This is a genomic window from Streptomyces oceani (assembly GCF_001751245.1).
GTDB classification, from domain to species: Bacteria; Actinomycetota; Actinomycetes; order Streptomycetales; family Streptomycetaceae; genus Streptomyces; species Streptomyces oceani.
The window spans coordinates 597,791-609,676 of sequence record NZ_LJGU01000127.1 but is presented as its reverse complement, the minus strand read 5'-3'; the positions used below and the strand labels follow the sequence as shown (position 1 = coordinate 609,676).

At 63.8% G+C, this 11,886-nt stretch carries 9 protein-coding genes; 7 read left to right on the top strand and 2 right to left on the bottom strand.

Annotation, left to right across the window (positions count from 1 at the left end):
• Together AN216_RS30255 and AN216_RS15825 are read left to right on the top strand one after the other, a co-directional pair.
• A partial coding sequence (locus tag AN216_RS30255) for a (2Fe-2S)-binding protein (protein ID WP_244502474.1) occupies positions 1-927 on the top strand: 927 nt, incomplete at its 5' end.
• Between the two features lie 73 nt (positions 928-1,000).
• The gene (locus AN216_RS15825) at positions 1,001-3,364 is read left to right on the top strand and encodes a xanthine dehydrogenase family protein molybdopterin-binding subunit (protein ID WP_070197277.1); all 2,364 of its coding nucleotides are present in this window, start codon (positions 1,001-1,003) and stop codon (positions 3,362-3,364) included.
• A gap of 418 nt (positions 3,365-3,782) precedes the next feature.
• Here AN216_RS15825 and AN216_RS28710 read toward each other — a convergent pair whose 3' ends face one another.
• Positions 3,783-4,190, bottom strand: a complete 408-nt coding sequence (locus AN216_RS28710; RefSeq protein WP_139140851.1) for a hypothetical protein — start codon at positions 4,188-4,190, stop codon at positions 3,783-3,785.
• Between the two features lie 1,146 nt (positions 4,191-5,336).
• Here AN216_RS28710 and mycP point away from each other — a divergent pair.
• The 4 genes from mycP to AN216_RS28695 all read left to right on the top strand — a co-directional run bounded on the left by mycP (position 5,337) and on the right by AN216_RS28695 (position 10,426).
• On the top strand, positions 5,337-6,608 hold the full coding sequence (gene mycP, locus AN216_RS15820) for a type VII secretion-associated serine protease mycosin (protein ID WP_070197276.1): 1,272 nt from the start codon (positions 5,337-5,339) through the stop codon (positions 6,606-6,608).
• Positions 6,609-6,631: 23 nt separating this feature from the next.
• Positions 6,632-7,090: a hypothetical protein gene (locus tag AN216_RS28705; protein WP_139140934.1), complete on the top strand. Its 459-nt coding sequence runs from the start codon at positions 6,632-6,634 to the stop codon at positions 7,088-7,090.
• A 40-nt stretch (positions 7,091-7,130) separates the two neighbouring features.
• On the top strand, positions 7,131-9,377 hold the full coding sequence (locus AN216_RS28700; RefSeq protein ID WP_139140933.1) for a DUF6571 family protein: 2,247 nt from the start codon (positions 7,131-7,133) through the stop codon (positions 9,375-9,377).
• Positions 9,378-9,883: 506 nt separating this feature from the next.
• Complete coding sequence (locus AN216_RS28695; protein ID WP_139140932.1) at positions 9,884-10,426, top strand: hypothetical protein; 543 nt, start codon at positions 9,884-9,886, stop codon at positions 10,424-10,426.
• 64 nt (positions 10,427-10,490) lie between these two features.
• Here the strand turns inward: AN216_RS28695 and AN216_RS15810 are convergent, their stop codons facing one another.
• On the bottom strand, positions 10,491-10,775 hold the full coding sequence (locus AN216_RS15810) for a hypothetical protein (RefSeq protein WP_139140931.1): 285 nt from the start codon (positions 10,773-10,775) through the stop codon (positions 10,491-10,493).
• Positions 10,776-10,999: 224 nt separating this feature from the next.
• On the opposite strand from AN216_RS15810, the gene AN216_RS29285 reads away from it, so the two are divergent.
• Entirely contained in the window at positions 11,000-11,722 is a 723-nt protein-coding gene (locus AN216_RS29285; RefSeq protein WP_170843132.1) for a hypothetical protein, read from the top strand.
• The last annotated feature ends 164 nt before the right edge of the window (positions 11,723-11,886 follow it).

Below are 11,886 nucleotides of genomic sequence, written 5' to 3'. Positions count from 1 at the left end.
GAGCGCGGCGAGGGCCCCGCGCTCGCCGACGAACTGACCCGCGGCTTCCCGGACTCCGGGTTCGCAGCGGACCAGGAAGACCAGGCGGGGCAGGGGGTCCAGGGGCCCGGCACCTCGGCGAGTGCCACGGTGCTTCCGCCGGAGCGGCCCGCGCCCGGGGAGTCCGCGGAACCGGCCGAGTCCGCTGAGCCGGTGCCGTCCCCCGACCTCACGGAGCCACGGAACCACCCGTCGACGGATCACCTGTTCCCAGCGCAGCCGTCCACGGCCCACCCGGACCTCGCGGTAGCTCCGGACGCCCAGCCGACGCCCGCCGCCGCCACCGGGCTCCCGTCCCCAGTGGAGCGGGCCGAGGCCCCCAGCGAACACCCGCACACCTCCTACGTCCTGCGCGTCAACGGCGTGGACCGACCGGTCACCGACGCCTGGATCGGCGAGTCGCTGCTCTACGTCCTGCGGGAGCGGCTCGGCCTGGCCGGCGCCAAGGACGGCTGTGCGCAGGGCGAGTGCGGCGCGTGCTCCGTACAGGTCGACGGCCGCCTGGTGGCCGCCTGCCTCGTGCCGGCGGCGACCACCGCGGGCAGCGAGGTCCGTACGGTCGAGGGACTCGCGGTCGACGGCGAGCCCTCGGACGTACAGCGGGCGTTGACCGACTGCGGGGCCGTACAGTGCGGCTTCTGCGCACCCGGGCTCGCGATGGCCGTACACGACCTGCTGGAAGGCAACCACGAGCCCACCGAGTTGGAGACCCGGCGGGCGCTGTGCGGCAACCTCTGCCGTTGCTCCGGCTACCGCGGCGTCCTGGACGTGGTCCGCACCGTCACCGAGGAGCGGGCCGACCGGCTCGCCGCCCTGGAGGAGGCCGAGGACCGGCACTCCGACAACGTGGGCGGTATCCCACACCAGGCGCCGGGAGGCGACGCGTGACACGCCACGGGGCGAGGCCGGAGCGGGCCGTACGACAATCCATCGGACGACGCGGAAAGACGAAGGCAGCGCCATGACCGGTACGCCCAACGGCCCTGGCAGCGTCCCGACGGCAGTGACCCCGGCCGGCGGCACGCGACTCGACCCGGAGACGGAGCCGGACGAGGCGACGTACGGTGTCGGCGCCTCCCTCATCCCGGTGGACGCCGCGGCGAAGGCCGCCGGCGCGTTCGCGTACGCGGCGGACCTGTGGGCCGAGGGTCTGCTGTGGGCGGCGCTCGTACGCTCGCCGCACCCGCACGCCCGTATCCACGCCATCGACACCGAACAGGCCGCCGCCATGCCGGGCGTACGGGCGGTCATCACGCACGAGGACGTGCCCGGGGACAGCGCGCACGGGCGCTGGGTGGCGGACCGCCCGGCCTTCGCCCGTGACCTGGTACGCCACCACGGCGAGCCGATCGCCGCGGTCGCCGCCGACCACCCGGACACCGCACGGCTCGCCGCCGCGGCGGTCGTCGTGGAGTACGAGCCGCTGGAGCCGCTCACCGACCCAGAGAAGTCCTTCGAGGCCGACTCACTGCACCCGGACGGCAACCTCATCCGACACATCCCCCTGCGCTACGGTGATCAGGAGATCACCGGTGAGGTGGTGGTCGAGGGGCTGTACCGGATCGGTCGCCAGGACCCCGCGCCGATCGGAGCGGAGGCGGGACTGGCCGTGCCGTGCCCGGGCAGCGGGGTGGAGATCTACACCGCCTCCACCGATCCGCACAGCGACCGGGACCAGGCCGCCGCCTGCTTCGGCCTGCCGCCGGACCAGGTGAAGATCGTGGTCACCGGCGTCCCGGGCGCGCTCGGGGACCGCGAGGACACCAGCATGCAGGTGGCCCTGGGCCTGCTGGCGATGCGTACGGGATGCCCGGTGAAGATGGCCGAGACCCGTGAGGAGTCCTTCCTCGGCCACGCGCACCGCCATCCCACGCTGCTGCGCTACCGGCACCACGCCGACCGCGAGGGCAAGCTGCTGAAGGTGGAGGCGCAGATCCTGCTGGACGCGGGCGCGTACGCCGACACCTCCTCCGAGGCGCTGGCCGCCGCCGTGTCGTTCGCCGCCGGGCCGTACGTCGTACCGCACGCGGTGATCGACGGCTGGGTCGTACGCACCAACAACCCGCCCTCCGGCCATATGCGCGGCGAGGGCGCGATGCAGGTGTGCGCCGCGTACGAGGGGCAGATGGACAAGCTCGCGGCCGAACTGGGCGTCGACCCGGCCGAACTGCGCAAGCGCAACGTCCTGGCCACCGGCGACCTGCTGCCCACCGGCCAGACAGTGACCTGCCCGGCGCCGGTCGCGGAACTGTTGGCGGCCGTACGCGAGGAGCCGTTGCCGCCGCTGCCGAAGGACAGCCCGGAGAGCGAGTGGCTGCTGCCCGGCGGCCCGGAGGGCGCGGGCGAGCCGGGCGCGGTGCGCCGCGGCGTCGGATACGCGCTGGGCATGGTGCACATGCTGGGCACGGAGGGCGCCGACGAGGTCTCCACCGCCACCGTCAAGGTGAACGGGCCGGTGGCCACCGTGCTGTGCGCGGCGGTGGAGACCGGACAGGGCTTCACCACCCTGGCCCGGCAGATCGTGCAGGAGACCCTCGGCATCGAGGAGGTGCACGTCGCCTCCGTCGACACCGACCAGCCCACGGCCGGGCCGGGCGCCCGCGGGCGCCACACCTGGGTGTCGGGCGGCGCGGTGGAACGGGCCGCGAAGATGGTCCGTACGCAGCTCCTCCAGCCGCTGGCCGCGAAGTTCGGAATGTCCACGGAGCTGTTGACGGTCGCGGACGGCAAGATCACCTCGTACGACGGAGTGCTGTCCACGACCGTCGCCGAGACGCTCGAGGGGCAGGAGCTGTGGGCCACCGCCCAGTGCCGCCCGCACCCCACCGAGCCGCTGGACGACACCGGACAGGGTGACGCCTTCGTGGGCTTGGCCTTCGCGGCCGTGCGGGCCGTGGTGGACGTCGACATCGAGCTGGGCTCGGTGCGGGTGGTGGAGATGGCCATCGCGCAGGACGTCGGGCGGGTGCTGAACCCGCGGCAGCTGCGTACCCGTATCGAGGCGGGTGTCACCCAGGGCGTCGGGGCCGCGCTGACGGAACACCTGCGGGTGGCCAAGGGGGTCGTACGCCACGCAGACCTCACCGCGTACGCGTTGCCCACCTCGCTGGACGCGCCGGACATCCGGATCGTCAAGCTGATCGAGGAGCGGGACGTGGTGGCGCCGTTCGGGGCGAAGGCGGCGTCCTCGGTGCCGGTGGTCGTCTCGCCCGCGGCGGTCGCCTCCGCCGTACGGGCCGCCACCGGGCGGCCGGTCGTACGGCTGCCGATCCGGCCGCAGGCGGCGGTCGGCGAGCCAGGACGGCAGCGACAGCCGGGACGGTGACGCTGGCGCCGCGCCGCGGCGGGTGCTGGGGGTGCTGGGGGTGCTGGCGCGGAGGCGTGCACGGGGGTGCTGAAGGGCCGGTCGGAGCTGTGCCCCTGGCCAGCACGCAGGCGGACCGTGATGCTGTGCCGGATAGTTGGCGCCACGTGTGCTTCTTGTTTTCCACGGTGGTGCGCTGGGCTGTTGGTTACTAGGATGGTCACTGATTCTTACTGACCGTAGTGGCGGGGCTCGGGAGTCCAAGAAGGGTGCNAAGCCGCAGGGTACGGGTGAAGGGGGTTACTGAGGGCTGTTGCCGGCGCTCTCCGTAGGGCTTGTCCGTCTGTCGTGTGACGTGTGTGGGGAGGGGTGGGACTGTGGCTGGGTCTGGTGGGTTGGAGGGTCCGTTCGCTGGTGCGGGGGAGATCTTCACCGACTTCTATGCGGTGACGGATTTCGCGGGGTATTCGCATGAGGAGTTGTTGGGGATGGTGGAGGGGGCTGATCCGGAGGAGTCGCAGCGGTTGGGGGAGAAGCTGGTGCGGGCGGCGAAGGTGATCGAGAAGATCGGGGATGACTTGAAGCGGCATGTGCCGCGGGTGGATTGGGAGGGGGAGGGCGCGGCGGAGTGTGGGGTGTGGAGTAACGAGATGGCGAGTGCGGCGTTGCGGTTGGGGTTGATGAGTCGGGGTGCGGGTGAGGCGATGCAGGGTGCGGCGCAGGTGTTGCGTGAGGTGCGGCGGGATATGCCGACGCCGTCAGCCGAGGCGCGTGGGGTGATCGAGGGGTTCGAGGTGCTGAACCCGGGTGGCTTGGAGGGGCGCAGTCCGCTGGCGCCGTCGCACAAGTCCAACGGTCCGGGGCCGTCGTACGAGGAGGCGTACGCGGCACAGGAGCAGTTGGCCGACCAGCATGGCGAGGCGGTGCGCCAGATGGAGAAGCTGGCCCGGTCCTACGGACAGACCACCGTGACACTCCAACAGCTGGAGCGACCCACCTTCCCACCCATGCCCGAAGCCATGATGCCGCCGAAGCCAAAGCTTGCGCCTGTGCAGCGACTTGATCAAGTCGCTGCAAGCGAGTCACAAGAGGTTGCCGTGTCTGCCGCTCCTGCACGGTCCACTGCGAATACGGAATGGCCGGGGGTGGCTGGTGAAGTACCTTCATCGGCCGGTCGAGATGTTGGGGTGGATGTGGCGGGTGGGGTGAGGGTTCCGGAGGGGCCTTCTGGGTCTCCGCCTCCTGGATCGGGTCCTGCTCAGCAGGGGCCTGGGTTTGGTTCGGGTTCGGTGTCGGAGGGTCCGGTGCCGCCGGGGCGTGTACCACCGGTATCAGGTCCGCCTGTAGGGCCTCGCCCGCCGATCTCTGCGGGTCCGCCGGTGGCCAAGCCGCCGGGCGGGCCCTCGGATTCGATGGGTCGGCCGCCGGGGGCGAACCCTTCTCCGATGGGTCCTCGCCCGGGGACGCGTCCGCCCGGGGATGGGATTCAGGCGGGCCGGCCGATCAACCCACCCAGCCAGCAGCCACGTTCGATCCCTCGACCCACGGTGGTCGGCGGTGAACAGCCAGGCCAGAACCACCAGTCACGCCCACCGGGCTACCGCCCCCCGATGGGCATGCCCGGGGCTGGCGGGCCGGTAGGGCAGCAGGGCACAGGTAGTGGCGGGCGCCGCGTGGCCTCCCAACCCGGCGGCCCGGCCGGTATCCCACGCTCCGGAGTCGTACCACCAGGACGACCGTTCACACCCGGCGGCACGGGCCTGGTACGCCCGGGCGCGCACAGCGGCAATGAGTCGCCGCAGCGCTCGAACCCACCTGCTGGTCGGCGAGTTGGCGCGGCGGGCTCTGCTGCTGCTCGTGGTCGGGAGGAGCGGGAGGGTGGTTCGGAGCGTCCGGACTATCTCACCGAGGATGCGGAGACCTGGACGCGGTCTACTCCGCGCACCACACCGCCCGTTGTTGAGTGACCCGAGGCAGGGAGCAGACACACCACATGCGTAGCTACGGTCCTGGTCGGGCCGCACTGAGGAACCTCTCGACAACCGCACTCGCCCTGACCGTGGTGTGCATCGGCGCGGTGCCCGCACACGCGGAGAGCGTCCGGGAGCGCCAGTGGCACCTGGACGCCATGCAAGCAGAGGAGATGTGGAAGACCAGCCAAGGCGAAGGCATCACCATCGCCGTCATCGATTCAGGTGTGGATAGCTCTGCTCCCGATTTGCAGGGACAGGTACTCAAGGGGAAAGACTTCTCCGAACAGCCAGGGGACGCGCACACCGACACTGACGGTCACGGCACCGGGATGGCGTCCCTCATCGCGGCTACCGGTGCAGCAGGCCCCGACCGTGGCTCCTACGGCCTCGCCCCGGGGGCAAGAATCCTGCCCTTGAAGGTAAACACCAGTGAGGGATACAAGAATCATGCAGAGGCGATGGAGGAACTGGGTGCTGATATCGCCCCGGTAATTCGTCACGCTGCAGACTCCGAAGCAAGAATTATAAGTATATCCCTCGGTGGTAGCAAAAAATCTTCCGAGTTGGAGAGATCTGTCAAATATGCACTCGCCAAGGGAAAAATGATACTCGCTGCCGTTGGCAACAGTGGTCAGGGTGGTAACGACCTCATGTATCCAGCGGCGACACCAGGTGTCATCGGCGTCTCTGGGGTAGATGAGGATGCGCGTTCTATGGAGAAGGCGCAAAGCGGGAGTCAGGTTGACTTGGCGGCACCTGGAAAAAATATGGTGTTCGCGTGTGCCGGTGCCGCTGGGATATGCGGTGGAAGTGGCACGAGTGCGGCTGCTGCAATTGCCTCGGCTTCGGCAGCGTTGATCTGGGCGGAACATCCGGACTGGACGGCGAATCAGGTGACCCGGGTGTTGGTGAACACGGCCGGTGGTCCGCGTAATGGTGACGAGCGGGACGACTTCATCGGCCACGGAGCCGTACGTCCCCGAATAGCGCTGAAGAACCCCGGAGATCCGGGAGACCCGAATACCAACCCGCTTCCGGGCCCGTACAGCGAGAAGAAGGCGTCCTCGGGCGAGAAGAAGACGGCGAAGCCTGGTGGTTCTGAGGGCGCGGACGATACGCAACCGGCCGCTGCCGGTGAGGACGACGGTTCGGAGTCGAACTGGCTGGGCTACGGCCTGGCCACCGCAGGCATCCTGGCCGCCGGTGGTGCCACGGGCCTGTTCGTACGCCATCGCCGCCGCACCACCGTTCCCTACGGTCCCCCGCCTCCCGGCCAGTACCATAATCATTAAGCCAGAATCTGAGGTTTATTTCCGTGGACACAGATCAGAGCGGTTCAAATCATCAGGACAGCACGGGCAACGATGAAGCGTCGACACAAATAAACCACATCGCACCAGGACGTGGCTCGAACAGTGACCTGACTCATGATGAGAAAGAGAAAAGTCAAGCGGCTCTGTATATCAGACACACCTTCGGTCCTGCAGTGAAGAGGGCAGGAGCCAAGGCGAATGCCGGAAGCAGCGGTGCATCAGGTGGAGTTTCAGAAGAGTCGTGCACCGTCGGCGCTCTAAACGGCTGGGACACGAAGAAGGGACTGCAGAACTGCGCGGACGAGTGGGATCGTCAGATGACTCAGCTCGTGAACAGGCTTTTCACTGAAGCATCGACTCTCGAGGGAGCGAATGTGCTCTTCCGCGGAAACGAGGATTTCAATGCCGCCCGTTTCAAGGCTGGGCGAGACGGATACCGCAGTCCGATAGACAATTTCTGAATGGCGGCATGTGGCGATGTCACTCACCTACTATGATGTCATGAATGCTGACCTATCCACGATCAAGTCTGCTGCCACCGCATGGCGGAACATGGGTCGCAAGTTCGGAAATCTGCGAGACGATTACCAAACGAAGGTGCGCGGCATCGCCAAGGGAGACACATGGCAGGGGCAGTCCGCTGACATGTTCTTCAATACCTCTTCAAAGGCCACCTCGCACGAACTGTTCGGCGCCAAAAAGCAGGCAATCGCTGTAGGAGATCTGCTGGACGATGCTTATAGACAATTGTCCAGTTTGAAGAAGGCTGTCGAGGGAGTCCGCGATGAGGCACAGGCAGCGGGGATGCATGTTAATTCCTCGGGTCGGTGCTTCTACAAGGGTTACAGCACTTCGAGTAAGGAACCTGACTTTGATCCAAAAGACGCTCTGAGCGTAGAGATGGCTGAGCAAAGTTGGACGGACGCTATAGCGAAGGCTGTGCGTGCTGTTTCTGATGCAGATACAGGAATCCGGTTGGCGCTGGAGGCTGTCACCAAAGACAACGATGGCAAGGGTGCGACGCGTGGATTCAACAGTAGAGCCATGGGCGATGTTGAAAAGTATGAGGCAAAGCGTGCCGCGGAGTTGGGAACCAAAATAAACTCAGGAAATGAACTGCAGCCGAAGGAAATGACTGAGTTCCGAAGAATAATGCGTGACAACAAGGAGGACACGGCCTATAGCAGAACCCTTCTGAACTCACTCGGAGCCGACGGTGTGGTTCAGCTGACGAACAAGCTAAACGACCGTATACATGGGGGCCGATCTGACGGAAAGAAGGAGTTCAGCGGCCTAGAGAAACAGCTCGCTGGCGTTGTCAAAACGGCAACCACAGTGGACGAAAAAGCTCGGAGTTCAGATCAGAGATTCTTGAAGTCATTTCTTGCGGACATGAAAAAGGTAGGAGTCAAGGAGTACGACCTGAATGTCGTTGATGATGCGCAGGCAAATGGATCTCAACAGACACGGGGATATCAGAGCTTGGCCACCCTTATGCAGCAGGGAGGAGCCTACGACAAGGAGTTTCTCCACGAGTTGGCTGATGATATTCGCTCTGTCGAGGACCCTGCGAAGGGTGGTGACCCAGAAATATGGAATCTCTATGGAACTTATGCAGACGGTAAGCAGATCGATATCAGCGAAGGAGGATGGTTTAAGAACGATCCCCTAGACGGTGTGCTTAACGCTATGAGCAGAAACCCCGAAGCAGCTACGCAGTACCTTGACCCGAGTTCCAAACAGGGTGCGGATCGACTGGATTATCTTCAAAATGAACGGGACTGGAAACAGATAGACCGTCTCGATGTTTCAGACAACGGAAAATCAGGTCCCGCTATCGCTCGCCAGGATGCTGTAGGTAATTACGCAAGACAAGGATTGGGTAATGCACTAGAAGCAGCAATGACTGGTCACGTACCTGGAACCCCTGCTCCAGACACCATACCCAAGCACAACGACTCACAAGTGGCCATTTTGGAAGAAGTGGTCACTACATACTCCGAAAAAGCGCGGGTAGATCAAAGTGCTATTCCGGATAACCTACGTGAGAATATGGCCGCAGCGCTTGCCTACTACCCGACAGATGTATACGAGATACTTGGAAAAGATGGGATGGAGAAATCTCAGGAGAACGAGGTAAGTATTGATCGGGAAGTTATGACTCGCTTTATTCGTGGAGTTGGTGAAGATGAAGGAGCGATGAAAGTAGTGCAAGATAGCCAATCAATTGAAGTTGCAAAGAATCTAGATAGACTTTCACGCGATGATTTTTCACAAGGGAGTGATCTCGCATTTGGAACCCTTAAAGAAGGAGGTCAAGTCCTTGGGACATTGGACGGAGTAAGAGTAGACGTTCTTGACGATATGGCAAATGAGAGAATATCGCGAGAAGAATGGGATGGAAAACTGAACTATCATATACTGGGCACACCCGTGACTGCAATTCCTGGAGTGGGAGACGTTGCACAGCGTTCGATCGACGTCATTACCTCAGATGCGGCTAATGCGAATATTGATGAAATTGAAAGTATGACGCGTGAAAAACTGATTGATTTGTTCTCTAATGATGGAGATCCCGGAGTTGTAAGAATGGCTAGCGAAAGAATGAATGCCCTTGGGTTCCAGTCGGAGGAGAAGGCTGCAACGGATGGAAATCTGCAGGAACTTCTCAAGGAAGGAAAATCGTTCTATAATCTCGGCCTTCTAGATGAGAAGCAAGCCACGGGAGAGGTAGGGCAACGCAACTAATGTCGCAGATATTGAAACACAAGAGCTTTCTGGTGGCTGGAGCTTTCCTTTTGTTCATATTGGCCATCGGATGGAGCAAGTTTTCTTCTGACTCTCCTGAATCCGAGGGGTCGAGTGGCCCATTCTGTTGGGGTGCCTTGAGTGGAGATGATGTTGATTTGCTCGTTGATGAGAGTGCGGATCGGTATTTGTCTCAAACAACACGAAGCTCCGATTCGGCGGAATATGAAAGAAAGTGCTTCGTTTACAACCCCTCATTTGATGACTCCTATCCAGTCGTAGAAGTAGAAGTAGGTCCACCGAGTCATCAATGGCCCTATGGGGCTCAGGCATACTTTGGTACGGTTAATCAGTACTTGAATTATGCTCCACTTGGGAATGGGCTGAATGGATGGACATCCCATGCTGGGGCGTCTGTATGGCTGCCCGATAAGTGCAATGACAAAGCAGGGTCCGGCAAACCCATCCAGCTATCGCTTCGTCTTGATGGGAGCCGGTGGGATACAGTGGCAGAAGAGAAAGTCAGGTTTCGGCATGCCCGCGCGGTTGGGAAGCTAGCTAGCAAGGTTATGGATAATCTTGGGTGTAAGGCGGAGGGTTTTTCGGTGGAGCAGTTCTTGAATCCGTCTGAAGGTAGTAATGAGGCATATTTTGATAATCAAGAAACTTGTAGCCTGGAAGGATTTTCTCCCTTTTCCTCGAGTGGGGCTGCTGAGGGTGTGAAGCAGCGCGTGGTGTCGAATGAGAAGATGTTGTGGAGCTGCATCCTCACAAGGGATCGCAAGAGCCTTGCAGGATTCTCCATAACTCAACATCCGCAACTCATTGATGAGTTCTCCCGTGAGAAGCGGAAGGGCGCTGACGTGGGGGAGTGGACGAAGCTTCTGGAGTGCGGAGAGAGCGAGACGCTCGTTCAGATGGAGTATCCGGACGAGGGTCTCGACGAGGATGAGTACGCCTTGGCCGGGAAGCTCCTCAAGGATGAGCGGAAGATGTTTGAGGAGTTTATCTCGGCTGCGCGTCAGGACCTGGGATGCTCGTCCGGGTAGCTGAGACGCTGGGCTGAAGATTACCCAGCTCCCGTTCCGGCACGCACCTACTCGCTCACTGCCGCTACTTCGCGCTGTCCTCGAGCAACTCGGCGACGGTGAAGCGGCAGTGGAAGGAGCGGGTCGTGCCCTCGACGACCAGAAAGAAGCCGTCGGTGTCGGCGTAGAGCATGCGCCGCTTGGGCGAGGTCGGATGCTCTGGTCGGTAGCGGGCAGCCTCCTCGCGCAGTGCCTTCATGGCCTGCTCCCGGGTTCCTCGGAGATGTCCGATGACGCGGGGCGCCCAGACCCACCGCTGTCGCCCGAACCCCCCGGTCTCCTCGACAAGCAGACCCCATGTGGTCGCCATGACCGCCTCCCCCTCGTCGCGCGTCATCGTCGCACAGCGCGAGGCGTACGCGTCGGGTCCCGATTGTCCGTCGCCGGTGTCCGTGCGGGCGTGCGTCCGGGTGCTGTCGCTCGGTCCCGCCGTGCCAACGCACCGTACCGGCCGGTGCGGGTGGCCCTCGGGCGGTTGCCGTAGTGGGTACCGTGCTCGGACAGTCAGCACACACGACAGTGGGAGGCGTCCCGATGCGCGGAGCGCGCGGAGTTCGTACGGCGGCCGTGGTGGCCGCGCTGGTGGTCGGGGTCAGCGCCTGTGGTGGCGGCTCCGAGGAGGAGGACGACTCGAAGTCCTCGTCCGGTTCGGAGGAGAAGCAGGCTGACAAGGGGCCGAGTGTGCTGGTCAAGAAGGCCAACAAGGCGATGGCGGAGACGAGTTTCCGGGCTTCCGGCAGCACCACCGCCTTCCCGGGCGCGCGGCAGGTCATGCGCTGGGACCCGGAACAGGGCATGCACATGAAGGTAGAGGGGGACGAGGGGGACGAGGTGCGGGAGGCGTACTGCAAGGAGGGTACGAGCTACATCAGCACCTCCCTGCTCGCCGCATCCGTCAGCAAGCAGGGCCAGAAGGTCACCATTCCGGATGAACTTGGGTCCAGCTTCGTGGAGCAGCAAGGCCAGGGCTGCGAGATGTACTTCAAGGTGCCGGATTCCGCCAAGCGGGCACCCGGCAAGGACACCACGGTCGACGGCGAGAAGACCAAGGCCGTGACGGTGAAGGGTGGCAAGAGCGCCGACGTCTACCGGATCGCCGCCTCGGGTCAGGCCCGGGTGTTGCAGATGGAGTCCAAGCGGAACGGCCAGAGCAGCAAGAGCACGTACGAGGGCTTCGGCGAGAGCTATGACATCACCCTGCCGCCGGAGGATCAGCGGATCTCGATGGAGGAGTTCCAGAAGCAGGTCAAGCAGTAGGGCTGACACGACAGCCAGGTATGCGGGGCGGCTTGGCCCGTGAGGCGATCGCCGGTCGCGTGGGGCGCGCCGCCCGCCCGTACCGGACTCTCGCCGGCCGCGCATCGTAGGTCGAAAGGCTGAGGGGAGCCGGGCCCCGGGCCAGCGGACCGGAGAGCGGGGCG

What these genes read in the sequence shown, in the direction of transcription:
- AN216_RS15825 (WP_070197277.1), top strand. Translation starts at nt 1,001, where the DNA reads ATGACCGGTACGCCCAACGGCCCTGGCAGCGTCCCGACGGCAGTGACC.
- mycP (WP_070197276.1), top strand. Translation starts at nt 5,337, where the DNA reads ATGCGTAGCTACGGTCCTGGTCGGGCCGCACTGAGGAACCTCTCGACA.
- AN216_RS28700 (WP_139140933.1), top strand. Translation starts at nt 7,131, where the DNA reads ATGAATGCTGACCTATCCACGATCAAGTCTGCTGCCACCGCATGGCGG.
- AN216_RS15810 (WP_139140931.1), bottom strand. Translation starts at nt 10,775, where the DNA reads ATGGCGACCACATGGGGTCTGCTTGTCGAGGAGACCGGGGGGTTCGGG.
- AN216_RS29285 (WP_170843132.1), top strand. Translation starts at nt 11,000, where the DNA reads ATGCGCGGAGCGCGCGGAGTTCGTACGGCGGCCGTGGTGGCCGCGCTG.